The organism is Stenotrophomonas sp. PS02300 (assembly GCF_029959395.1).
Classification (GTDB): domain Bacteria; phylum Pseudomonadota; class Gammaproteobacteria; order Xanthomonadales; family Xanthomonadaceae; genus Stenotrophomonas; species Stenotrophomonas maltophilia_AD.
Genome location: NZ_JASCOP010000003.1, coordinates 13,856 through 37,484, shown reverse-complemented (window position 1 = coordinate 37,484; position 23,629 = coordinate 13,856). Strand labels below are relative to the sequence as shown.

Sequence of the window (23,629 nt, the reverse complement as noted above, 5' to 3'; positions counted from 1 at the left end):
GGGGGCAGCGACGTCGCGTCTGCCATTGGCGCCGCTAGAACCGCCGTCTGATGTAGGACCTCTCATTGCTCGCAGCGGGCAATAGAGCCGCTAACGCTGCGCCGCGGGCCTGGCTGCTCCACGCCATCGCCTCCTTCTCCTCCGACAGGGCTTTGGCGCGCCTTTGGTTCAGCATGGACGCCTCGCTGACCGTCTGCCCTTCCCCTTTTGCTTGGTCATTGAGGGCGTTGGCGGCGAGGGCCGATGCTGACGCGTGCTCCGCCAGCCACTGGCTGTAGTGCTTAAGGGTGTCGACATACGCCTCGGCGAGCGCATTCCGCACATCCGGTTTAGCCCAAGGCATGGTTATTGCTTCTGCAACTGTGGACTCTTGCGTCTCCAGTTTCAGCAGGTTTCCCCGCTTGTCCAGCTCAACCAAGCCCGCCTGCAGCAGCCTGCGCCGCATCTCTCTCACCCCCAAGGCGCCTCCGGCATTGAATGACACCACCTCAGGCTGGCCTCCATGCTTGGGCAGGGTGGTGTAGATCACCAGCTTGCCTTCCATGGTGACCTGAAGGTATTCAATGACCTGGCTCAACGTACCGCCGAGTGTGACGTTGTCGTCCCGGGAGCTTCTCCAACTCTGCAAGTCAGTGTGTTGATCTGCCCATTGAATCAAGATGCCTGGTCGCACCCTGCTCTTTTGCCCTACCGTACTTTTCTGTAGCACCTTTGATTTCTCGAGCACCTTGCGGGCATGACGCAGCAGCAGAGACCTCCGCTTTGCTGCCGCGATACTCTTGGCTGTAGCCTTGAGATCGGACAATGCCTTGGCATCCGCTTTCAGCCGAACCTTCCACCACTCCGACTCGTGAGCGGTTCCCAACGGAAAACCTGGAATCTCACTTCTTTCTTTCTCGGCTTTTAGCTTGGTGCACTGCTCGACAGTCAGTTCCAAGGCTTTCGCGACTTCTTCGACTTGCTTGGGGTTCTTCGCGTTGTCCAACAGTGCGCGCCGGATGTGATCCTCCCAGATCAAGTCTCTCAGCGCTCGAGAACCCACGTTCAAGAGCCCAGCTGCCGCCGCTAACGGCAGTCCCTTGTGCTCTTCATGTCCTGCACCCCTATGGTCGCCTTGTTGAGCCACATCCTTAGACGCTACAACCTGCTCAAGGATGGCCCCCTTGATCTGTCCCCACTTGGCGCCCTCGCCCCGCTCACGCAGCCGCCTGTGCTTGCCGGGCGAACCAGGCTGACTGCTCTCTCCGTGCCATTTCCAGTAATAGTTGAACAAGGCCTCTTCGGCCTCTTCCTTCTTATAGGTCACTGAATTTCCCTTTCATGATTGGGCAATGGGGCAGAGCATTGGGCGGTCAGGCCGCCACTCCGCTGCTCGAAGCAGTGGGAGCCTGATCTACTACGTCCTTTCCGAGAGGTCCGCATCGCCCCCCTCACTCGCCCAGCCCGCGCGCCTTGGCCTGTTCGGCCTGCGCAAGGTCCCGGGCCAGGTCGTCGACCTTGGGGTTGTAGTAACGCATCAACATCTGGGACGTCTTGTGCCCCGAGATTCGCATCACTTTGTGAAGCGGCAGAAGGTTGGCAAGTTCTGTGATCCGTGTGTGCCGCAGGTCGTGAAGCGTAGCCCCCTCAATGGCGGCCTTCGCACATGCGCGGGACCACGCTTGGGTGACGCTGTCCCCCGCAATCGGGGCTTTTCCTCCGTCGGTTGAGAAGACCGCCCCGGCCCCAGGGAAGGATGGCCTAGCTGACCCGTTCTCGCCGACTTCATCCCCTCCCACCGCCCCCAGCTCACGCAGGAGCTGTTGCAGCACACTCACTGCGTTGGGATGAAGGGGAATGGTTCGACTGTTCACCTTTACCTTCTTGGGGGTCTTGGTGTCCCTCAGGACCACCTGCGGCGTCCCTTCCAAGGCGATGTCCTCCCACCGAAGCTTGATGGCCTCCCCGCGCCGGCAGCCCGTCCATCTAAGAAACGCAATCGCCGCGCGCGTCGAGGGATGCAGGGCCGCCATGGCTTCCTGGAGCCGTGTCCATTCTTGATCGGTCACCACGCGCTCGCGCTGATTGGACACGGAGGGGCGGGAAGCTTTCCGAATCGGGTTCTCGCGAAGCGGAAAGTGCCAGTTCTTGATGGCCGTCGTGATGACGTGGGACAAGAGCGTCTGGTGTCGAACAATGCTTGACTCGGAGAGCATGTAGTCGTCGTAGAGCACGCGCGCGAACCCCAGCTTCTCCATTCCGAAGTCCTTGGGGGTCAACGACTCCACTCCCCTGGAGCAGAGATTGGGGAACCGCTGCTGCATCAATCGAAGAGCGTCGGCGTCGCCCCTCCCCGCCTTCTTTGTCGGGCAGACCTCTTCGATGTAGCGTGCGATCCAAGCGTTGAGACTCTGGTTTCTCAGAAGCCCTGAGGCTGGCTGCTTCTCCACGTGAAGGGCTGCCCGCTCAGCGGTCGCGAATGCCGCCGCTTGCTTCAGGATCGCCACACGGCTGTCGGGCGCCTTGGCGTCGGCCTGAGCGTTGTAAGGGAAGGTCCGATTGATCCGATGCGTGTGCCCGGAAGCGTCTTGGCCCGAGATGCGTACTTGCCAAGAGCTTCCCCGGTCGTATACGCCCTTGGTCGCGGCGTCCTTCTTGCGTCCTGCCATGCTGTACTCCCCTTGTGACTGCATGGAATCTTCCCGCATTTTTCCCGCTGGATCAATTTAGTCTATCATTTCAATGACTTAAACGCGATCTATTATCATTCGCAATGACGAGGTCAGGAGTTCGATCCTCCTTGGCTCCACCACATTCCTGCCGTCGTCCGTTGGATGATCGCGAAACGAAAAAGCCACCCGTCGGGTGGCTTTTTCGTTTGCGGGTCTCCGCGCAGCCACGCAGGGCGTGGCTCTACCGGGGGCCGCCGCCCGCGCGTTCTGCGATGGGGCGCACCTGCTGTACCAGGGTGAGCAGCGTCTTGCCTGGCTCTTCGATCATCACTTCGTGGGCGGACTGCTCGAACCACACCAGCTGCTTGCTCGGTGCCTTCACTGTCTCGAACCACTGCGCCGCCACTTCGGACGATACGTTGTGATCGTGGCGGCCCTCGAACAGGAACAACGGCACCTTCAGTTCGTGTACCTCGCTCATGTCCAGGGTCAGCACCTCGCCGAGCAGGTGCTGCATCGAAAAATCATTGCCTTTCCATATCCCGGCCACGTCCTGGTCGGTGTACTCGGGCGAGAGCTTGATGGCGGCCGCTTCGGCATCGCCCCCGCGACGGTTATGGACCATGCCGCCGTAGTAGTTGAGCCACTTGCGCTGCTTGAACAGGTCAGCCAGCGGCACCGGCGCGCTGCCCTTCGCGTAGGGCGCCAGCGCTTCCAGCTCGGCCACCGCCTCGGCGTTGCCGTCTTCCCGCGCCTGCTGCAGGGTCCACGCCCAGCCCCTCCGCTCGCTCTCCGGCGCGTTGGTCAACTGCCCGATGCCGATGTAGGCGTGCAGCCATTCGGGCCGGCGCTGGGCCAGTTCGAGCCCCAGGTAGCTCCCCCAGGATTGGCCCATCACGAATATCTTGTCCTTGCCGAACTCGCGCCGCAGCCACGCCACCATCTCCTCGCTGTCGGCGATCATCCGTTCGCGGGTCATGGTCGGCGCCACCTGTGCCGGATCGTTGGCGACGTAGGTCTTGCCCGCGCCCCGTTGATCCCACTGCACCACGGTGAAGTACTCCTCCCAACCGCGCTGGAAGTACCAGCTGGTGGGCATGGCCACCCAGCCTGGCCCGCCGTGCAGCATCAGCAGCACCGGGTTGCGGCGGTCGTTGCCGCGGATCGAGACCCATTGATCGATGCCGCCGATGCGGACTTTTTCAAGCCGCTCGATGCCGTTGTCGGCCACCACCTTGCGCAGGTCGGCAATGACCTTCACTGCCTCGGCGCGGCTGTGCGGCGCGGGGGCCGGCGGGTCAGCCGCCTGCGCCGAGACGCTGAAGCCTGCTACCGCAAGCCAGAACAAGACTGCAACCCAACATTTCATCGGCGTAGACACCTTTGCAGGAGCGGTACGCCGATTGTGTCATGCGTCCGGGTTGTCCTTGATCGGCGGGCGCCGGCTTTCAGACTGACGGACGCTCTCATCGGTCTGGCCGGGGCGGGCCTTGGCCGCATCTTCCTGCTTCCGGTCCTGCTTGGCTTCGTCAACGCCCTGCTGCTTGCCGGGCTGCTTTTCAGTGGTCATGTGCGTGCTCTTGGTGGCCTGCCCCGTTGGGCATGCCTGCACCGTAGCGGTGGTCGCGTGATGCAGCGGTCATGGGGCCGGCCAACGGCCGGCGCTACCGGCTCAGGGCCTCTGCGATGCAGCGCGACATCGCTTCGCCATCCACCGGCTTGACCAGGAACGCGCGCCCGCCCCGCTCCATCACCCGCGCGCGCAGCGCATCGGTGGGAAACGCGGTCATGAAGATCATGGGAAACGCGCACCCGCGCGCAAGCAGCTCGGCCTGCAGCTGGTCGCCGCTCATCTGCGGCATCTGCATGTCGGTGAGCAGGCAGTCCGGAGCGTCACCGTCGTCGGCCAGGAACGCCGCTGCCGAGGCGTAGGTGCGCGCTTCGTGACCCAGCGAGCGCACCAGGCTGGACAACGACTGGCGGACCCCGTCGTCGTCGTCGACGATCGCAATGCGGTAACTCGGCTTCATGGGGCCTTTATGCCCGATCCGGCCGCGCGCCGGAACCATACACAGGTTTGTCCCGTCCGGTTCAGGCGGTGCCGGTGCCCACGCCCAGTGCTTCGGCATGCCGCACCAGGTCGGCCAGCGAGCGCACGCCCATCTTGCGCATCACGTTGCCGCGATGGATCTTCACGGTGATCTCGCTCAGGTGCAGCGCGCCGGCCACCTGCTTGTTCATCAACCCGGCCACCACGTGCGCCATTACCTCGCGCTCGCGCGGGGTCAGGGTGGCGTAGCGCGCTTCCAGCGAACCGCGCGCGGCCATGTCCTGGCGGCGGCGGGTGTCGCGCTCGATCGCGGCGCTGACCGCATCCAGCATGTCCTGGTCGCGGAACGGCTTGGCCAGGAAATCCACTGCGCCGGCCTTCATCGCGCGCACGGTCATCGGAATGTCGCCGTGCCCGGTCATGAACACGATGGGCAGGTGGATGCCCTGCGCGGCCAGCTGGCCCTGCAGGTCCAACCCGCTGATCCCGGGCAGGCGCACATCCAGCACGATACAGCCGGGCACGTCCGGCAGCACGGCCTGCAGCAGCTCTGACGGCGCCCCCAGCACCCGGGTCTGCAGCCCGACCGAACGCAGCAGGCTGTCCAGCGCGTCGCGCACGGCGGCATCGTCGTCGACCACCACGACCAGTGGCGATGCGGGTAGGCTCATCATGCGCGTACTCCTGTGGGATGGGTGGCCAGCACCAGCCGGAAGGTGGCGCCACGGCCGGGCGCGCTCTCCACCAACAGGCGCCCGCCATGCGCTTCGACGGTGGACCGGCAGATCGCCAGGCCCATGCCCATGCCGTCCGGCTTGGTGGTGAAGAACGGTTGGAACAGGGTGTCCAGGTGCGCGCTGTCGATGCCCGGGCCGCTGTCGGCAATGCTGATGGCCACTTCGCCGGCCGCGCCGGGCTGCGCATCCACCACCAGTTGCCGCGCATTGGCCTGCCCCGCCATGGCCTGGCTGGCGTTGATCAGCAGGTTCACCAGCACCTGCTGCAGCTGCACGGCATCACCGTGCACGGCAGGCAGGTCGGCCGCCACGGCCACCCGCAGCTGCACCGCCTCACGGTTGAGCTCGTGCTGGACCAGCCGCACCGCGTCTTCGATCAGCACGCCGGCGTCGAGCGCTTCGCGCGGCGTGCTGCGTTTGGCCAGGAACGCGCGCACGCGTTTGACAATCTCACTGGCACGGCGCGCTTCACTCACCGTGCGGGTGATGGCCGCCTCCACCTCGTGCAGGTCCGGCGGGTCGCGATGCAGCCAGCGCAGGCCGGCCTCGCCGTTGGTCACCACCGCCATCAGCGGCTGGTTGACCTCGTGTGCCAGTGAAGCGGTCAGCTCGCCCAGCGTGGCTACGCGCGTGGCGTGCGCCAGTTCGGCCTGCGCGCGCAGCGCGGCATCCTCGGCCTGGCGGCGCTCGGTGACGTCGGTGTGGGTTTCCATCACCCCCGTTGCGCGACCAAGGCCATCGCGCTGGATCACCCAGCGGCTTTCCAGCACGCGCCAGGCGCCGTCACGGGTGCGCTGCTCCAGCGTGCCTTCCCAGCTGCCCTGCTGCAGCAGCGTTGCTTCCACCGACTCGCGCGCCCGCGGGTAGCGGGTGGACAGCAGCACATCGGCCACGCGGCCGATGGCATCCTCGGCCGACCAGCCATACACCTGCGCGGCCGTGCGGTTCCAGAACGTGATCACCCCGCCCCGGTCACGCACGAAGATCATGTCGTGCGACAGATCCAGCAGCGTCGCCTGCGCGCGCAGGCGCTGCATCGCGCCCTGGTACTGCAGTGCCAGCAGCGCGGTGATGACGATCGCCGCCAGGCTGACCAGCGCGCGGAAGGTCTGCGCGCCCACATGGTTCACCCCGTGCGAATCCAGGTAGGCGATGAGGGTCAACGCGATGCCGGCCACGGCAGTGATGACGATGTCGGCGCGGCGCCCGGTGCGCGCCACCAGCAGCACCGCCACCACGTACAGCACCGCCACGGCACCCTCCAGCGTGGTGAGCACATCCACCAGGAAGATGCCCAGCGTGAGCAGCGCGGCAGCGGCGCGGAACGCGGTGCGGCCGCGCAACGTGGATGCGGGGGCGGCGCGCGGGCGCGTGGGAGTCGAGGTGGGCACGACGGTCTGGCCTCCTGGCAGGGCGCAGTCGCCTGCGCCGGGGTGGGTCCAGTATCCCCCGCACCCGGGGGCGGCAGATCCCCCCAAAGAGGGATGCGCCGGCAGGTGGCCCAAACCAAGGTATGAGCCGGGGAAACGATGGCGCAATGTTCCCGTCGGCCCCCGCTGCCTAGTCTGGATCCATCGGCTCCCCGCAGCACCTGCGGCCCGGGCCGCCTTCCCCCGCTACCGGAGAGCCGCCATGAACGATGTTGTCGCCCCGTCCCGCCAGACCGCCCCGCTGCGCACGCCGTCCGACCTCAGCCTGCAGGCCGGCAAGGACATCGCCGGTGCCCTCACCGTGCTGCTGGCCGATGTGTTCGCGCTGTACCTGAAGACCAAGAACTTTCATTGGCACCTGTCCGGACCGCACTTCCGCGACTACCACCTGATGCTGGATGAACAGGGCGAGCAGATCTTCGCCACCACCGATGCCATCGCCGAACGCGCGCGCAAGGTCGGCGGCACCACCCTGCGCTCGATCGGGCAGATCCACCGCATCCAGCGCCTGCTCGACAACGACGCGGACTACGTGACCCCCGAGGACATGCTGGCCGAGCTGGCCGACGACAACCGCCAGCTCACCCGCTTCCTGCGGGCTACCCACGTGGTGTGCACCACCCACAACGACGTGGCCACCACCAGCCTGATCGAGAACTGGATCGACGAGGCCGAGCGCCGCAGCTGGTTCCTGTTCGAAAGCACCCGCCCCATCCGCTGATCCACGCGCCGTTCCGTTCCTGCAGGAGACTGTCATGTCCGCTGCATCCCGCATTTCGTTGCCCCCCGGCGCACCCGCGCCTGCGTTCCAGTTGCCCGCCACCCCGGACCAGCGCGTCAGCCTGGCCGAGCTGCGCGGCCACCCGGTGATCCTGGCGTTCTACCCCGCCGACTGGAGCCCGGTCTGCGGCGACCAGCTGGCGCTGTACAACCAGCTGCTGCCCGAATTCCACCGCAGCGGCGCGCAGCTGGTGGGCATCTCGGTGGATGGGGTGTGGTGCCATGCCGCGTTCGCCGAGCAACGCCACCTGCACTTCCCCTTGCTGGCCGATTTCGAGCCAAAAGGCGAGGTAGCCCGCCGCTACGGCGTGTACCGCGAACAGGACGGCGTCTGCGAGCGCGCGTTGTTCGTGATCGATGCCGAGGGCATCGTGCGCTGGAGCTACATCTCACCCCTGGGCATCAATCCTGGCGCCGACGGCATCCTGGAAGCGCTGGCGCAACTTCCCTCCACCGCAGGAGCAGCGTCATGAAAGGTCTGTCGATTCCCGTCAGCGCGCAGGACCACAGCCAGGGCCCGGCCGATGCGGCCATCACCCTGGTCGAGTACGGCGATTACCAATGCCCGTACTGCGGCGAAGCGTATCCCATGCTCAAGGCCGTGCAGCAGGCATTGGGCGACCGTATGCGGTTCGTATTCCGCAACTTCCCGATTTCCGAAATCCACCCGAACGCACTGCCGGCTGCGCGTTTCGCCGAAGCGGCTGCTGACGCGGGGTTGTTCTGGGAAGCGCATGACCTGCTCTACCAGCGCCAGGATGCCTTGAGCCCGCGCGACCTGCAGGCCTATGCCAAGCAGCTCGGAGTAGACCCCGCGCTGCTGCAGGCCGCCGACAACGGCGCATTCGATGAACGCATCGAACGCGACTTCATGGGCGGCGTGCGCAGCGGCGTCAACGGCACCCCGTGCCTTTTCATCAATGGGGTGCGCTACGACGGCGCCCGCGATGTGGACAGCCTGGTCGAGGTCCTGACCGAGCTGGCCTGATCCGTTCCGCTGGCGCGCCGGGGTCTCCTCCCCCACCCCGGGCGCGCCGGCACCTGCCAAGGCCTTTGCCATGCACGCTTCCCGTCACGTCCGCTCGCTGTGGTCGGCCGATGCCGTCCATGACGATGCGCTGGGCACCATCCGCCGCCTGACCGCCGACGAGTTCCCATTGCTGGAGCGCCTGTCGATCAAGCGCATGCAGCTGGCGCCCGGCAGCATCCGCGAACCGCACTGGCATGCCAATGCCAACGAGCTGGGCTATGTGCTGGCAGGGTCGGTACTGGTCACCATCGTGGACAATGCCGATGCGATCAGCAGCATTCGCGTGGACGCCGGTGAGATGTTCCATATCGGTAGTGGCGCGCTGCATGCCATCGAGAACATCGGCGAGGAAGAAGCCGAGCTGGTGATCGTGTTCAGCCACGAACGGCCCCAGGACTTTTCCCTGCATGCGGCGTTCGGTGCGATGTCCGACGCGGTGCTGGGCAATACCTATGATGCGGATGCGCAGGTGTTTTCGCGTGTTCCGCGCAATACCGGTTCGCCCTACCTGGTGAAGCGGCGCGGACCGGCCGTGATCCCGGACGGTGCCGAACGCGCGGAGCCGCACCGGTTCTCGATCGAAGCCCAGTCGCCGCCGGTCGATTTCGCCTACGGCCAGGCCCGCGTGTCACGGACCCAGTTCTGGCCAGCATTGCGCAACCTCTCGATGTACTCGCTGCGCATCGCCGACGATGGCATGCGCGAGCCGCACTGGCATCCGGAAACGGCGGGGCTGGGCTACGTGCATCGCGGCCAGGCCAGGATGAGCATCCTCGATCCGGACGGTTCGGTGGATACCTACCTGCTGCAGCCCGGTGATGTGTACTTCATCCCGCGCGCGTATCCGCACCAGATCGAGGTACTGGGCGACGACGTGCACTTCCTGGTGTTCTTCGACCAGCCCACCCCGGGCGATGTGGGGTACCGGCTGGCGGCAACCGCATTCGCGCCGGGGGTATTGGCCGCCACATTCGGCGTCGATTCGGCAGACCTGCCGGCGTTCCCGAAGACCGTACACGACCCGTTGATCGTCGCGCGCAGGAACCCGCTGGACCCGGTCAATGCATGACGCGCTTCAATCCGGTTGCCGCGCCCTACGCCATTGCAACGGGCTCATGCCCATTCCGATGCGGAACATGTAGTTGAACGCCGAGGCCGACGCATAGCCCAGCTCATGCGCGATCGCCGTCGGCGAGCGCCCCTGCGCCAGCCACTCGATCGCGCGCAGCAGGCGCAGCCGGGTGCGCCACGTGCGCAGGCTCATGCCGGTCTCGCGCTCGAAATGCCGCGCCAGCGTGCGCGGCGACGCGCCCAACACCCGTGCCCAGTCGTCCACGCCGCGCGCATCGGCGGGCTGGTCGTGCAGCGCCTGGCACCAGCGCTGCAGGCGCGCATCCTGCGGCCACGGCAGGTGGCGCACATGCTGGCGCTGGCGGCGCAGCTGCGTGGTCACCAGCGCGCTCAGGTGCGCGTAGTACACCGCATCGTCATCCGGCCGCACTTGCCCCAGCTCCACGATCAACTCGCGCAGCAAGGGCGACACATCCAGCACCGCGCACCGGTCGGGCATGCCCAGCGCCGGATCATCGGCCACGTACAGGTTGCGGAACGCAGCCGCACTCAAGGCACCGGTGTGGTGGACCATGCCGGTAGGCACCCACAGCGCCTGCTGCGGGGTGATCACATGCCGCGCATTGCGCGCCGTTACCTGCAGCACGCCGTGGGTGGCGAACACCACCTGGTTCCAGTCATGCGCATGCGGCGGGAAACGCTCGCCGGCGGCCAGTTCCTGGCTGCGCGCCATCACCGGCCACGGCAGCGCGCGCAGCGACGGCACCGGAACTTCCTTCCAGGGCCCGGAAAGCGTGGACGGACCTTCGTGGCGGCTGATCGACATGATGCGACATTCTATCGAAAGACAGCCGCCCCGCGCCTGCCCGACCATAGACGCGTCCCGTTCCGGCTCCGCGCATGTCCACTTCCCTCGCCACCTCCACCGCACGGCAGCCCTGGCAGGTCATCGCCGCCGGCATCTGCGCGCTGGTGCTCACCGTCGGGCTGGCCCGCTTCGCCTACACCCCGCTGCTACCCCTGATGCGGGTCGATGCCGGCCTCAGTGCCGCACAGGGCGGCTGGCTGGCCACCTTCAACTACCTGGGCTACCTGCTGGGAACGCTGCTGGCCGCACGCGTGGGCGAGATGCAGCAGAAGTTCCGCTTCTATCGGATCGGCCTGGTGCTGGCGGTCGTCGCTACCGGCCTGATGGGCGTCACCACCCAGCCCTGGCTGTGGAGCCTGCTGCGCTTCGTGGCCGGCCTCTCCAGCACCGCCGGCCTGCTGCTGGCCTCCGGGCTGGTACTGAACTGGCTGCTGGCCAACCAACAGCGCCCGCGCCTGGGCCTGCACTTTGCCGGGCTGGGCCTGGGCGTCGTGGTATCGGGGCTGGCCACCGGCGTCCTGGCGGGGCATGCCGGGTCCAGCGCGCAATGGGGCTGGCTGGGCCTGCTCGGCGTGCTCTTCCTGGTTCCCGCCTGGTGCTGGATGCCGGCGCCTTCCCCGACGTCCTCCGCCCAGGCCGCCCAGGCCCCGCCCCCACCCAGCCGGCGCTGGCGCCAGCTGCTGGTGGCCGCCTATTTCTGCGCCGGGGTCGGCTTCGTGGTCAGCGCCACCTTCATCGTGGCCATCCTCGAACAGACGCCTGCCTTCCGCGGCCACGGGAGCGCCGTATGGGTGCTGGTCGGGCTGGCGGCGGTGCCGTCCACCTTCGCCTGGGACCGCATCGCCGCACGGATGGGCCTGATCCGCGCCCTGATGCTGGCCTTCTCTCTGCAGGCCGCCTCGTTCGTGCTGCCGCTGCTGGACAGTGGCCTGGCCGCCGGACTCGGCAGCGCGCTGCTGTTCGGCCTGACCTTCGCCGGCATCGTCAGCCTCACCCTCACCGTGGTCGGCCGCCACTACCCGCACAACCCGGCGAAGGCCATGGCCAACCTCACCCTCAGCTATGGCGTGGCGCAGATCCTGGCACCGGCGCTGGCAGGCACCCTGGCCCGCAGCAGTGGCAGCTACCAGGCGTCGTTGCTGCTGGCGGCCATCTTCATGGCCGTGGGTATCGTGCTGCTGGCGGCCATGCCTGATGACGCGCGCGACCACGTGCGCTGATGAACACCAATTCATGTGCGACGCGTACCTGCGATCAAGTAGTTAAGCCGCCACGCCAAGGCCGCAGCAACGAATGTGAAATTTTTTTGTCGAAACGCTTGCCGAACCCCGCAGACCTCCGTATTATTCGCGTCCTCGCCAGCGGCAACGCAGCGATGAAGTGGCCGAGTAGCTCAGTTGGTAGAGCAGGGGATTGAAAATCCCCGTGTCGGCGGTTCGATTCCGTCCTCGGCCACCACAAATCTGAAAGACCTGCAGAAATGCAGGTCTTTTTTTTGCTTTTCTGCGGTGGCATTGCAGTCAGGCATATGCACAATGTGGGCACCGTCATTGAACAAGGATGTCCCATGCGTGTTGCTTTGCTTCTGCCGTTCCTGCTGCTCAGCGTTGGTTGTGCGCACCAGACCGCGATGACCGCGCCCACCGCGCCGATGCCGACGGTGACGCCAGGCTGGATCACCCCCGCCGAAGCAGTGTTCGCCGCCAACGAAGATCCGCAGCGCGGCATCAGTGGCACCTTCGTGCTCACCGTAAAGCACACCGACGTCACCGAAGACCGCATCTACCTCAACAGCGAACGCGACTATCGCCATCAGCTCTCACTGAACGTGTCGCTGGATGCCGCTCAACGCGAAGCACTGCAGAAGCAGCTGGGCATGCCGCTGGAATACCTGGTCAACCGTCGCCTGCTGGTACAGGGAACGGCCCGCCGGACCACCATCGGCTTCACCAGCGATGGCAAGCCGTCCGGCAAGTACTACTTCCAGACCCAGCTCCAGGTAAGCGATCCGCGCCACGTTCGTTTCGCGCCCTGATCCAGCGCGCGGCTGACAAAACCTTTACACCCGCCAACGTTCTGCCCCCTAAGCTCGGGCCTCCTGCCGGGAGACCCCCATGCGCCTTCGCCCTGCCCTGTTTGCTGCTGCACTGTTGTTGACCTCCGCCACCACCCACGCGGTGGAGCCGGTGCGTTCGGTGCCTGCGTTGGACATGGGCCGCTACGCCGGCCAGTGGCATGAAATCGCGCACCTGCCGGTGTCGTTCCAGAAGAAGTGCGTGGGCGACATCACGGCGACCTATGCGCTGCGCGCCGATGGCCGCATCAGCGTGCACAACGCCTGCCGTACCGACGATGGGGAGCGCATCGCGGCCGAAGGCGTGGCGCGCCCGGTGGAAGGCGAACCGGGCCAGCTGCAGGTGCGTTTCGTGCCGGACTGGCTGGCCTGGGTGCCGCTGGTGTGGGCCGATTACTGGGTGGTCGCGCTGGACCCGGATTACCAGTGGGCGGTGGTGGGCGACCCGGACCGCAAGTACCTGTGGATCCTCTCGCGCTCGCCGCGGATGGATGCGGCGCTGTTCGCCCGCCTGAAGGGCAAGGCTGAAGCGATGGGGTATGACCTGGCGCCGTTGAAGGTGATGGCGCCGGTGGAGTGACACCCGGCGCGGTTGAAACCTGAATGCACCTTCGGTTGTCTTAGGATGCGTATCGACCAACGGTCGATACCTGCCGGCCCCGCCGCACCCGCACAACCACCATACGCCGTAGTATGCTTCCACTCACGCGGCACCTGCACGAGGATTTGCGCCCATGTTCCACCGCCTCCGTACCGTTCTTACCGTGGCCCTGCTGGCCGGTACCGCCGTTGCGCTGACCGCCTGCAACACCAACGTCAAGCGCGTCTCGCCGCCGGCTGCCAGCGTGCAGCAGCTGACCGTGGGCGCCAACGGCAACTGGACCGTGGCCCTGCGCCTGCAGAACTTCAGTTCCATGCCCATGACCTTCGACAGCGTGGAGCTGCAGATGCAGGTGGGCGACCAGGACGCCGGCAAGGTGAGCGCACGCCCGGCCATCTCCATCGGCGGCGTCTCGGCCGATGTCATCAATGTTGAGCTGCAGCCCTCTTCGGCCGCGCGCATCGTGGTGGCCGACGCCCTGGCCGGCAACCGCACCCTGGGCTATTCGCTCAAGGGCACCGTGGCCGCCACCCCGCAGGAAAAGAAGCAGCGCAGCTTCGAGATCGACAGCCGCAGCACCCTCAACCAGGCCCCCGGCCTGCCCGGCGTGCTGCGCTGACCCCAACACCGCTTCCACCTGAACCCCGCATCTGATCGAGACCTGACGATGAGCAGCTACACCGCCCCGCTTTCCGATATCCGCTTCGCCCTGCATGACGTGTTGAAGGTGGAGCCGCTGTTTGCCCGCCTGGGTTTCGCCGATGCCACCACCGACGTGGTGGATGCGGTGCTGGAAGAAGCCGGCCGTTTCAGCACCAGCGTGCTGGCGCCGCTCAACAGCGTGGGCGATGAAATCGGCTGCGTGCTCGACCAGGCCAGCGGCGAAGTGACCACCCCGCCCGGCTTCAAGCAGGCCTATGCGCAGTTCGTCGATGGTGGCTGGACCGGCCTCACCGCGTCCCCCGAACTGGGCGGCCAGGGCCTGCCGCACACGCTGGGCGTGCCGCTCAACGAAATGATCAACGCCGCCAACCTGGCATGGGGCAACTTCCCGCTGCTCTCGCACGGCGCGATCGAAGCGCTGAAGCAGCACGGCGAAGCGTGGCAGCAGGATGCGTTCCTCAAGCCGCTGATCGAAGGCCGCTGGACCGGCACCATGTGCCTGACCGAACCGCATTGCGGCACCGACCTGGGCCTGCTCAAGACCAAGGCGGAACCCAACGCCGATGGCAGCTATTCCATCACCGGCACCAAGATCTTCATCACCGCCGGCGAGCACGACCTCACCGACAACATCGTGCACCTGGTGCTGGCCAAGCTGCCTGACGCGCCGGCCGGTGCCAAGGGCATCTCGCTGTTCGTTACCCCGAAGTTCAAGGTGGACCGCGACGGCAACGTCGGCGAGCGCAACGCGCTGCGCTGCGGCTCGATCGAACACAAGATGGGCATCAAGGGCTCGGTCACCTGCGTGATGAACTTCGACGGTGCCGAAGGCTATCTCGTCGGCCAGCCGCACAAGGGCCTGCAGGCGATGTTTACCATGATGAACACCGCGCGCCTGGGCGTCGGCCTGCAGGGCATCGGCCTGTCCGAGCGCGCCTACCAGAACGCGCTGAAGTACGCGCGTGAGCGCCTGCAGTCGCGTTCGCTGAGCGGCCCGAAGAACCCGGAAAAGCCGGCCGACCCGATCCTGGTCCACCCGGACGTGCGCCGCATGCTGCTCTCCATCAAGTCACTGGTGGAAGGCAGCCGCCTCTTGGCGCTGCACGCGGCCACCCTGATCGACGTGGCCCACCACGCCGACGATGCCGGCGAACGCGAGCGCGCCGAGACCCTGGTGAGCTTCCTCACCCCGATCTCCAAGGCCTGCCAGACCGAATGGGGCATCGAGAACACCTACAACGCCCTGCAGTGCTTCGGTGGCCACGGCTACATCCACGAGCACGGCATGGAACAGCTGGCCCGCGATGCGCGCATCACCACGCTGTATGAAGGCACCACCGGCATCCAGGCGCTGGACCTGATCGGCCGCAAGACCGCTGCCAGCCAGGGCGCCGGGCTGAAGCTGATGCTGGCCGAGATCGAGGCCTTCGCCAAGGCCAACGAAGGCAACGAAGCGCTGGCCGAGTTCATCGCCCCGCTGCGCGCCAAGGCCCAGGAATGGGGCCAGCTCACGATGGCCACCCTGCAGCGCGCGGCCACCAACCCGGACGAACTGGGCGCGGCCAGCTTCGATTACCTGTTCTATTCCGGCTACGTGGTGCTGGCGTACTGGTGGGCCCGCAGCGTCGCCGCCGCCGACGCCTCGGCGCAGAGCGAGGCCTTCAAGCAGGCCAAGCGCGAAACCGCCCGCTTCTACTTCGCCCGCATGCTGCCGCGCACCCTCAGCCATGCCGCCGCCATCCAGGCCGGCGCAGAATCGCTGATGGCCATGGAAGACAGCCGGTTCGGGGAATAACCGGCCGCAGCGGGTGCCGACCAACGGTCGGCACCTACCGGGCGTTTTGCATTCCCGGTAGGTACCCACCGTTGGTGGGTACGGCAGCCGTAAGGTCAACCGACCAACGGTCGGTTGCTACCCGGACAAACCTCTGGTTCGTTCCCATACCCAAATTGCAACGAATCCGGTATAAGCTGTTTTCCCGATGGAGACAGACACTACGAGCTTAGGTCTGATCGATACCGGAGCCTCGTCCGCCCCGGTCGCCGAACTATCGCCGATCATCAGCCTGCACAGGCCTGGCAGCGTCCGCCTGCTGTCCTTGGATGCCCATGGCCGGGTACTGGACTGGATCAACTGGCAGGATGCCGCCTGCCTCTACTCGCGCGATGCCGTTGCCTGGACCCTGGGCGACCCCTGCCTGCACATCCATGGGGGCATCAACCGCCTCACCGGCCTGCAGAGCGGGGTTGACCTGCACCCGATCATCGCCGCGCGCGGCCACGCCCGTTCCCGTGCGATCGATCCCACCCCGAACCTGTCCAACCAGGCGCTGTTCGCGCGCGATGCGCACCTGTGCCTGTACTGCGGCCAACAGTTCCACCGCCCGCAGCTCACCCGCGACCACGTCATGCCGCTGTCCAAGGGCGGCCTGGACGTGTGGGAGAACGTGGTCAGCGCCTGCTTCCACTGCAACTCGCGCAAGAGCGACCGCACCCCGCAGCAGGCCGGCATGCCCTTGCTGGCCGTGCCTTACCGGCCCAGCTGGATCGAACACATGATCCTCTCCAACCGCAACATCCTGGCCGACCAGATGGCGTTCCTGAAGGCGCAGCTGCCCAAACGCTCCAAGCTGGCCGCCTGAACCTGCGACAGGTTGTCGCAGGGCACCCTCACCGTTTGCTCACCGGTAGAGCGGTTTGCTTGCCCCACCCCGGTTTGGGGGCGAAAATAGGCGCTTGAGAAGAAGCGCGATAAAAATGATCGATTCCGCACGCTATCCCCGCCTGTCGCGCATCCAGAACCCGGATGACCTGCGCAGGTTCGAAGAGTCCGAACTGCCCGCCATCGCGGATGAACTGCGTGCCTACCTGATTGAATCAGTGGGCAGGAGTGGCGGCCATTTCGGCGCCGGCCTGGGCGTGATCGAACTCACCGTGGCCCTGCACTACCTGTACCAGACCCCGGTCGACCAGCTGGTGTGGGACGTGGGCCACCAGACCTACCCGCACAAGATACTCACCGGCCGCCGCGACGAGATCCACACCGTCAAGCAGAAGGACGGCGTGGCGCCGTTCCCCAAGCGCGAGGAAAGCGAGTACGACACCTTCGGGGTCGGCCATTCCTCCACCTCCATCTCGGCCGCGCTGGGCATGGCGATCGCGCGCCAGCTTGAAGGCGACGACCGCAAGGTGGTGGCAGTGATCGGCGATGGCGCGATGACCGCCGGCATGGCCTACGAGGCACTCAACCATGCCGGTGGCATGGAGCAGGAACCGAACCTCCTGGTGATCCTCAACGACAACAACATGTCGATCTCCGAAGCCGTGGGCGGGCTGACCAAGATGCTCGGCCGCGCCACCGGCAGCCGCACGCTCAATGCGCTGCGCGAAGGCGGCAAGCGGATCCTGGGTGACAAGAAGAAATCGCCGTCGGCGCGCTTCGTCAAGCGCTGGGAAGAACACTGGAAGGGCATGTTCGTGCCGTCCACCTTCTTCGAGGAAATGGGCTTCCATTACACCGGCCCCATCGACGGCCACGACGTGCCTGCGCTGGTGGCCACGCTGAAGACGCTCAAGGGCCTGAAGGGCCTGAAGCTGCTGCACGTGATGACCACCAAGGGCAAGGGCTACGAGCGCGCCGAGGGTGACCAGATCGGTTACCACGCAGTGGGCCCGTTCGACCCGGACAAGGGCCTGGTCGCCAAGGGCGGCGCCAAGAAGCCCACCTACACCGATGTCTTCAGCGACTGGCTGTGCGATGCCGCCGCCGCCGAACCGCGCCTGCTGGGCATCACCCCGGCCATGCGCGAAGGCTCGGGCCTGGTGCGCTTCAGCAAGGAATACCCGGAGCGCTACCACGACGTGGCCATTGCCGAGCAGCACGCGGTGACGCTGGCCGCGGGCATGGCCACCCAGGGCGCCAAGCCGGTGGTGGCGATCTATTCCACCTTCCTGCAGCGCGCCTACGACCAGCTGGTGCATGACGTGGCCGTGCAGAAACTGGACGTGCTGTTCGCCATCGATCGCGCCGGCGTGGTCGGCCCGGACGGTGCCACCCATGCCGGCAACCTGGACCTGAGCTTCCTGCGCTGCGTACCGCACATGGTGGTGATGGCCCCGGCCGATGAAGCCGAATGCCGGCAGATGCTCAGCACCGGCCTGCAGTACGACGGCCCCGCCGCCGTGCGCTACCCGCGTGGCAGCGGCACCGGCGTGGATGCCGGCAACGACCTGTCCACGCTGGAGATCGGCAAGGCCGACCTTCGCGTGCAGGGCAGCCGCATCGCACTGCTGGCATTTGGCAGCACGGTGCCGGCCGCCGAAGCCGTGGGCCGCGAACTGGGCCTGAGCGTGGTCAACATGCGCTTCATCAAGCCGCTGGACCGTGCGCTGCTGCTGGAGCTGGCCAAGACCCACCAGGGCTTTGTGACCATCGAAGACAACGTGGTGGCCGGTGGCGCCGGGTCCGGCGTGGCCGAGCTGCTCAACGCCGAAGACGTGCTGCGCCCGTTCCTGCACCTGGGCCTGCCGGACAGCTTCCAGCACCATGCCAGCCGCGAAGACCTGCTGGCGGAAGCGGGAATTGATGCGGCGGGTATCCGTGCGGCGGTACTCAAACGCTGGCCGAATCTGGGCAGTCAGGCGCTGAGCGCCTGACCCCAAATCCCGCGCGGGGGCGTTACGCCCTTACCGGATTTCGAACTCCGCGCGGCAACCGCCGTTGACCCAGACGCCGTCGCGGTTCCAGCCCCAGGTGCGGCCTTCCACGCAGGCCGTACGCGAGGTCTGGCGGATCAGCCGCACATCGCGGCGAACGTTCACGTTGCAGCGGCGCATGCGCTTGTCGTTGGAATCGCAGCTGATCACCTGCCCGCGACCACCACCCCAGCCGCCGCCGTTGTTGCCCCAGCCGTTGCCATTGCCATGCGACGGCCGCCGGCCTTCGGCAATGAACTCCGCGCGGCAACCGCGGGTAACCCACACGCCATTGCGTGCCTGGCCCCAGGTGTCGCCCTCGATGCACTGGGTTCCCGACAGCTGGCGCACCAGCCGTGCGCGGCCATTGATCGGGCACTGCTGGGTGCGGCCCTTGATCGATTCGCAGCGCACTGGGCCATCGTTGTAGCCATCGTCACGGTAACGGTCGTACTGCTGCGCCTGTGCAGCCGCGCCAGCAGCCAGCAGCGCCGGCAGCAGCGCCCACGCCCACTTGTGCGTTCCATTCGCCATCGCGTCGTTCCTCATGCCTGCCTCGATCCGTTTTGTGAATAGGCACAGGATCAGGCAAGCGGCGCCTTCCGCCTATAGGCCGAAGGTCGCTCATTTCAGGGTCGATTCAACTAGCCAACGCGCAGCTGACCGGCTCCGGGCGGCTCACCCGTAGCGAACCACATCCACGAAAGCGTCTTCGACTTCCACCCGCACGCCGATGCTGCGCCCGGTTTCCGCGTGTTGCTCACGGGCCAGGTTGTCGGCGAAATCGAAGGCCACCGCGCCTTCGGCGAAGGCGGCGGCTTCATTGCGGCTGGGGTCAAGAACGCACCAGCGGTGGTCAGCGTGCTTCACGGTAATGTTCATGGTGCACTCCGGGGTTATCCCTGACCCGCACCATACGGCTGAAGCCGACACCGAACTATCGGATTAGTCTGATATTGGCACCAGACCTACCCCCATTTCCGAATTTGCCCGATGGCGGTCAGCGCCCCGCTTTCAGGTGGCCATCCCTTCAATCCTCCTTGCCGAGGAACGCGAACGCCGGGGTCGGCTTGAACTGCGCCAGCGCGTCACCGGCAAATACATTGCGCTGGTCTTTGCCAAGGTCCAGTTTCAGCACCGGTGCACCCGGCGAGAAGTCTGCCTTGTTCAGGTCCACCCAGAAGGTATTGGGGGTCAAGGCCGATTCAAAGAAATAGAGCCTGCGCTTGTGGTCGGCCACCGTCCGCCAACGCGTGGAGGAAATGTTCGGCGCTTCGGGCGTGGTCAAGCCGTAGGGCACCGACGCATTGCGGATGACACTGAACACGCTGGCCAGCGCTTCCACCGGGTCCTCGCTCTTGGGGATGGCATTGATGTAGAAACTCGCCCGCGCGAATCTATCGGCGGCACGGTTGGTTCCAGGCAACATCACCGTGCCGCCGATCTGCTGCCAATACGTGTTGAGCGCCAGTTGCTGGTCGAACACCGGCGAGTTGGTCATCACCTGGTAGGCGCGATCATGGTGGATCACCTGCTTGCCATCGATGTATTCGATTATGGCGCTGTCGCCGGTCGCATCGGACAACGACAGGTGCAGGGTGGCCATCCGCGATTCGCCCGGAAGATAGTCGGTGACCAGCGCATAGGGCTCCTTTCGCATGGCTGCCACGGCTTCGGCCACTGTCGCGAAATTGTCCAGCATGTACTGCGCCCACAGGGAAATCACCAAGCCGGGCTTGCCGTTGCGTTCCTGCGGATACTCCGATTCCACCAGCCATAGCAGGTTCGCCGACAAGCCCGCCTCGTTCAATCCATCGGTGGTTGAGATATCGAAACCGCTGGCGATGACGCTGCCGTACTTCGACGTCCACGAGGCCGAATGACTGCCGGCCTGCCCGGTGCGCGCGATGCCACGGGGAAACACCCACAGATTGGTGGCGATGTCGCTCTGCCAGTCCATCGAACGTGCGGTGATGACATCCTGGTTGTTGCCCAGGTAGACCACACGCGTGCAGGCCTGCGCAGGGCCGTTGGCCAGCATCAGGGACAATGACAACGTGCACAACGCCGGGCGCAACGACGACAGAAGACGCATGGTGGTTCTCCTTGGCAGAAACTCAGTAGCGCCACTCCAGGCCCAACCCCGGGCCCGACATGACGAGGTCGAAATCCAGGTAACGGGTGACCTGGCGCAACGAGAGGTAGCGGTAGCCCAGGCGCAGCCAGCCGTGTTCACTGATCCGCACGCCGTAGGAAGCCAGCAGATCCAGACCGACTGTGTCGCTGGCGCTGCCCAGCGCCCACAGGTTGATGCCCTGGCGTTCGCTCAGGGCCCAGGTCACGCGCACGCCCAGCACCGGGTCCAGCCAATCGTGGCTGACCCGCTCCTGTCGTCCCAGCGCGGTCACCCGTCCTCGCAGGTGCCAATAGCGCGCGCCTGCCACCACATCCATGCGCAGCACGGGGTCGTCTATGAAGCGGTACTGAGCCATTGCCGCGCCGGTCGCGATCCGCGTCTCCAAGCCCGCATCCACGCCCAGCTGCGGAACGCGAGCGGATTCACTGGTATCCACCCAGGTCATGTCCGAGAGCAGGCCCCAGCGACCGCGCCTGACATCGATGACCGCCATGCCAGCCATATCCAGATCACGCAGCGTCTCGCCGAAGTCCTTGTCCACCGAGACCGGCGGTAACCCGTTTACCTTCGCATCGCCATGGACGTCGGCTCCCCATGCGTACGGAACCACGCTGACCTGCCATGCCGGCTCGGCTGCGACTGCAAACGGCAACATCGACACGCACCACAGCAGCCAACGTTGCATGCATGCTCCCGGAGAAGGAAACGCCCGTGGTGCGCCAGCCAGGGGCTGGTTTGGAAACGATCCATCTGGATCTGAACGGTTCGCCAGTGACGGGCCAGTGAATGTCAGCTGCGCTGGGCCTCGACTGGCTCAACTGGCAACGTCATCACAAATCGCGCGCCCCCACTGGCCGCTTCTTCGGCCACGATGCTGCCGCCGTGCCGCAGCATGATTTCACGCGCCAGATACAACCCCAGCCCGCTGCCACTGCCGCTGGGGCGCAGCCGGTGGAAAGGCTCGAATATCGATTGCCGGGCCTGCTCGGGCACGCCATCGCCCTCGTCGCTGACCGACAGCACCCCGCCGGCCTGCAGCTCCACCACCACCAGCCCACGTCCGCCGCCATGGGCGATGGCGTTCTGCAGCAGGCCGCTGATGACCCGGTGCAGCGCATCCGGATCACCGCGCACCCAGACCGGTGCGTCTGGTGCTTCCACCGCGAATTCGTAGCCGGCATCGATCAGCAGCGGCGCCACATCGGCGGCGACCTCGCCGGTCAAGGCGGCCAGGTCGATGCGCTGGTGCTGGCTGCGGTGGTGATCCAGCCGCTGCAGGTCCAGCAGCTGTTCGGCGATGTTGCTCAGCCGGCCCAGGTCGCGCTGCAGGCGTGAACGCACCTGCCCCGGCGGCAGGTCGGCAATGCGCGTGGCCAGGATGGCAATCGGCATGCGCAGCTCGTGCGCTGCGCCCACCAGGAACCGGTCCTGCGCGTCGTAGCTTTCACCAATGCGCCGCACCGCCGCGTTGAACGCATCCACCAGCGGCACGATTTCGCGCGGCACCGCGTGGGTATCCAGCCCGCGCCCGCGTTCGGTGATCTGGATCGCCGCGGCCTGCGCCGCCACCCGGTTCACCCCGCGCAGGGAACGATGGATCGCCCACGGCGCCACCACCAGCGTGATCACGATCAGCGGCAGGGTGATCCAGCCGCCCAGGTAGCCGATCACCACCAGCATCTGCCGCCACAGCCCGCGATGCGGAATGCCGCCCAGCATCACGTGGATGCGCCCGCCATCGGGCTCGGTTACCCATACCCGCATCGCCAGTTCCACCCCGTGCGTGCGCGTGCGCACATCGGTGGGCTCCACGTGCTGCAGCTGCTGCACCAGCGGGCGGAACGCGGCCGGTACGTTGCCCTGCTCCAGGGTGCGGCCCTGCTCATCGGCGGCGGCAAACCAGAACGTGGCCGGGCGGTCAGGCACCGCCTCGTTCACCGCATCCCAATCCACCCGCAGCGCATCGCCCTCCACGTGGATCGCCTCGGCCACCGATTGGCTGGTTTTCCAGTCGATATAGGCCGCGCCACGGTCGCCGTACATCAGCACCATGCCGGTAAGCCCCACCGCCACCATGGTCATCTGGATCAGGCAGATCTTCCAGGCCAGGCTGAAGGACAGCGAGCCGGGTTTGAGGAACTTCATGCGGTTTCCTTGAGCAGGTAGCCAATGCCGCGCATCACGTGGATTTCCACCTGCGCATCGGCATCGGCCAGCGCGCGGCGCAGCTTGGAGACGTGCGCGTCGAGCGCATTGGATTGAATCTCATCATCGAAGCCATACACCGCCTCCTGCAGCGCCGCGCGCGCCACGGTGCGGCCTTGGCGCAGGGCCAGTGCTTCCAGCACCAGCAGTTGCCGGCGCGGCAGTGCAAGCAGCGCACCGTCCACGCTGGCTTCGCGTGCCACGAAATCGAACTGCAGCCGCCCCAGCGCCAGTACCGGCAGGGTGATCTGCGCGGGCCGCCGCGAAATCGCGCGGATCCGCGCCAGCAGCTCTTCCACCGCGAAGGGTTTGGTCAGGTAATCGTCGGCGCCTACATCCAACCCGACCACGCGGTCGGCCACCGAATCGCGCGCGGTGAGCATGATCACCGGCAGGTTGGGAATGTGGCTGCGCGCCACCCGCACGAAATTGGCGCCATCGCCATCGGGCAGCTGCCGGTCCAGCAGCAGCACCTGGTGCACGCCGGATTTCAGCGCCTCGGCCGCCTGCGCCATCGACACCACCAGGTCCACCACCATGCCATGGCGGCCCAGGCTGGCCTGGATGGCGCCGGCCAGTTCGGGGTCGTCTTCAAGCAGCAGGATGCGCATGGCAATACGGGCAAGGGGGTAATGGG

At 66.2% G+C, this 23,629-nt stretch carries 25 protein-coding genes and 1 tRNA gene; 12 read left to right on the top strand and 14 right to left on the bottom strand.

What is annotated here, in order from left to right; translation table 11 throughout:
- Positions 1 to 34: 34 nt before the first annotated feature.
- The 7 genes from QMX79_RS01480 to QMX79_RS01450 all read right to left on the bottom strand — a co-directional run bounded on the left by QMX79_RS01480 (position 35) and on the right by QMX79_RS01450 (position 6,829).
- Positions 35 to 1,306 (bottom strand): hypothetical protein, encoded by a 1,272-nt coding sequence (locus tag QMX79_RS01480; protein ID WP_282243643.1) that lies wholly within the window; start codon positions 1,304 to 1,306, stop codon positions 35 to 37.
- Positions 1,307 to 1,430: 124 nt separating this feature from the next.
- A complete protein-coding gene (locus tag QMX79_RS01475; RefSeq protein WP_282243641.1) occupies positions 1,431 to 2,648 on the bottom strand; it encodes a site-specific integrase in 1,218 nt (405 codons plus the stop codon).
- Positions 2,649 to 2,892: 244 nt separating this feature from the next.
- Entirely contained in the window at positions 2,893 to 3,999 is a 1,107-nt protein-coding gene (locus tag QMX79_RS01470) for an alpha/beta fold hydrolase (RefSeq protein WP_282243639.1), read from the bottom strand.
- A gap of 60 nt (positions 4,000 to 4,059) precedes the next feature.
- Positions 4,060 to 4,221: a hypothetical protein gene (locus QMX79_RS01465; protein ID WP_282243637.1), complete on the bottom strand. Its 162-nt coding sequence runs from the start codon at positions 4,219 to 4,221 to the stop codon at positions 4,060 to 4,062.
- 94 nt (positions 4,222 to 4,315) lie between these two features.
- Positions 4,316 to 4,681, bottom strand: a complete 366-nt coding sequence (locus tag QMX79_RS01460) for a response regulator (protein ID WP_282243635.1) — start codon at positions 4,679 to 4,681, stop codon at positions 4,316 to 4,318.
- Between the two features lie 61 nt (positions 4,682 to 4,742).
- Positions 4,743 to 5,372 (bottom strand): response regulator, encoded by a 630-nt coding sequence (locus tag QMX79_RS01455; RefSeq protein WP_282243633.1) that lies wholly within the window; start codon positions 5,370 to 5,372, stop codon positions 4,743 to 4,745.
- Positions 5,372 to 6,829, bottom strand: a complete 1,458-nt coding sequence (locus tag QMX79_RS01450) for an ATP-binding protein (protein ID WP_282243631.1) — start codon at positions 6,827 to 6,829, stop codon at positions 5,372 to 5,374. The genes QMX79_RS01455 and QMX79_RS01450 overlap by 1 nt, the downstream gene beginning before the upstream one ends.
- Positions 6,830 to 7,070: 241 nt before the next feature.
- On the opposite strand from QMX79_RS01450, the gene QMX79_RS01445 reads away from it, so the two are divergent.
- The 4 genes from QMX79_RS01445 (at position 7,071) to QMX79_RS01430 (ending at position 9,747) form a co-directional block, all read left to right on the top strand.
- The gene (locus QMX79_RS01445) at positions 7,071 to 7,589 is read left to right on the top strand and encodes a DNA starvation/stationary phase protection protein (protein WP_282243630.1); all 519 of its coding nucleotides are present in this window, start codon (positions 7,071 to 7,073) and stop codon (positions 7,587 to 7,589) included.
- Positions 7,590 to 7,623: 34 nt separating this feature from the next.
- Complete coding sequence (locus tag QMX79_RS01440) at positions 7,624 to 8,121, top strand: peroxiredoxin (RefSeq protein ID WP_282243628.1); 498 nt, start codon at positions 7,624 to 7,626, stop codon at positions 8,119 to 8,121.
- Positions 8,118 to 8,636: a DsbA family protein gene (locus QMX79_RS01435; RefSeq protein ID WP_282243626.1), complete on the top strand. Its 519-nt coding sequence runs from the start codon at positions 8,118 to 8,120 to the stop codon at positions 8,634 to 8,636. The genes QMX79_RS01440 and QMX79_RS01435 overlap by 4 nt, the downstream gene beginning before the upstream one ends.
- Positions 8,637 to 8,706: 70 nt before the next feature.
- Complete coding sequence (locus QMX79_RS01430) at positions 8,707 to 9,747, top strand: cupin domain-containing protein (protein WP_282243624.1); 1,041 nt, start codon at positions 8,707 to 8,709, stop codon at positions 9,745 to 9,747.
- A gap of 6 nt (positions 9,748 to 9,753) precedes the next feature.
- On the opposite strand, the gene QMX79_RS01425 is transcribed toward QMX79_RS01430, so the two are convergent.
- Positions 9,754 to 10,575 carry a helix-turn-helix transcriptional regulator gene (locus tag QMX79_RS01425; RefSeq protein ID WP_282243622.1) on the bottom strand — a complete coding sequence of 274 codons (822 nt, stop codon included), beginning with the start codon at positions 10,573 to 10,575 and terminating at the stop codon, positions 9,754 to 9,756.
- A 74-nt stretch (positions 10,576 to 10,649) separates the two neighbouring features.
- On the opposite strand from QMX79_RS01425, the gene QMX79_RS01420 reads away from it, so the two are divergent.
- From QMX79_RS01420 to dxs, 8 genes are all read left to right on the top strand, one after another.
- Positions 10,650 to 11,837 carry a YbfB/YjiJ family MFS transporter gene (locus QMX79_RS01420; protein WP_282243621.1) on the top strand — a complete coding sequence of 396 codons (1,188 nt, stop codon included), beginning with the start codon at positions 10,650 to 10,652 and terminating at the stop codon, positions 11,835 to 11,837.
- 162 nt (positions 11,838 to 11,999) lie between these two features.
- Positions 12,000 to 12,075, top strand: a tRNA-Phe gene (locus QMX79_RS01415).
- A 109-nt stretch (positions 12,076 to 12,184) separates the two neighbouring features.
- The gene (locus QMX79_RS01410) at positions 12,185 to 12,652 is read left to right on the top strand and encodes a hypothetical protein (protein WP_282243620.1); all 468 of its coding nucleotides are present in this window, start codon (positions 12,185 to 12,187) and stop codon (positions 12,650 to 12,652) included.
- 79 nt (positions 12,653 to 12,731) lie between these two features.
- Complete coding sequence (locus QMX79_RS01405; RefSeq protein ID WP_282243618.1) at positions 12,732 to 13,271, top strand: lipocalin family protein; 540 nt, start codon at positions 12,732 to 12,734, stop codon at positions 13,269 to 13,271.
- A 154-nt stretch (positions 13,272 to 13,425) separates the two neighbouring features.
- Positions 13,426 to 13,911 (top strand): LEA type 2 family protein, encoded by a 486-nt coding sequence (locus QMX79_RS01400; RefSeq protein ID WP_282243616.1) that lies wholly within the window; start codon positions 13,426 to 13,428, stop codon positions 13,909 to 13,911.
- A 48-nt stretch (positions 13,912 to 13,959) separates the two neighbouring features.
- Positions 13,960 to 15,750: an acyl-CoA dehydrogenase C-terminal domain-containing protein gene (locus QMX79_RS01395; protein WP_282243614.1), complete on the top strand. Its 1,791-nt coding sequence runs from the start codon at positions 13,960 to 13,962 to the stop codon at positions 15,748 to 15,750.
- A gap of 187 nt (positions 15,751 to 15,937) precedes the next feature.
- Complete coding sequence (locus QMX79_RS01390) at positions 15,938 to 16,597, top strand: HNH endonuclease (protein ID WP_282243613.1); 660 nt, start codon at positions 15,938 to 15,940, stop codon at positions 16,595 to 16,597.
- A 115-nt stretch (positions 16,598 to 16,712) separates the two neighbouring features.
- A complete protein-coding gene (gene dxs / locus QMX79_RS01385) occupies positions 16,713 to 18,611 on the top strand; it encodes a 1-deoxy-D-xylulose-5-phosphate synthase (RefSeq protein WP_282243611.1) in 1,899 nt (632 codons plus the stop codon).
- A 30-nt stretch (positions 18,612 to 18,641) separates the two neighbouring features.
- On the opposite strand, the gene QMX79_RS01380 is transcribed toward dxs, so the two are convergent.
- From QMX79_RS01380 to QMX79_RS01355, 6 genes are all read right to left on the bottom strand, one after another.
- Positions 18,642 to 19,184, bottom strand: a complete 543-nt coding sequence (locus QMX79_RS01380) for a DUF3011 domain-containing protein (RefSeq protein WP_282243609.1) — start codon at positions 19,182 to 19,184, stop codon at positions 18,642 to 18,644.
- Between the two features lie 144 nt (positions 19,185 to 19,328).
- The gene (locus tag QMX79_RS01375; RefSeq protein ID WP_282243607.1) at positions 19,329 to 19,532 is read right to left on the bottom strand and encodes a hypothetical protein; all 204 of its coding nucleotides are present in this window, start codon (positions 19,530 to 19,532) and stop codon (positions 19,329 to 19,331) included.
- 148 nt (positions 19,533 to 19,680) lie between these two features.
- Complete coding sequence (locus tag QMX79_RS01370) at positions 19,681 to 20,745, bottom strand: linear amide C-N hydrolase (protein ID WP_282243605.1); 1,065 nt, start codon at positions 20,743 to 20,745, stop codon at positions 19,681 to 19,683.
- Positions 20,746 to 20,767: 22 nt separating this feature from the next.
- A complete protein-coding gene (locus QMX79_RS01365) occupies positions 20,768 to 21,472 on the bottom strand; it encodes a hypothetical protein (protein WP_282243603.1) in 705 nt (234 codons plus the stop codon).
- A 104-nt stretch (positions 21,473 to 21,576) separates the two neighbouring features.
- Positions 21,577 to 22,932 (bottom strand): HAMP domain-containing sensor histidine kinase, encoded by a 1,356-nt coding sequence (locus tag QMX79_RS01360; protein WP_282243601.1) that lies wholly within the window; start codon positions 22,930 to 22,932, stop codon positions 21,577 to 21,579.
- The gene (locus QMX79_RS01355; protein WP_282243600.1) at positions 22,929 to 23,603 is read right to left on the bottom strand and encodes a response regulator transcription factor; all 675 of its coding nucleotides are present in this window, start codon (positions 23,601 to 23,603) and stop codon (positions 22,929 to 22,931) included. Before QMX79_RS01355 ends, QMX79_RS01360 begins: the two co-directional genes overlap by 4 nt.
- Between the last annotated feature and the right edge of the window lie 26 nt (positions 23,604 to 23,629).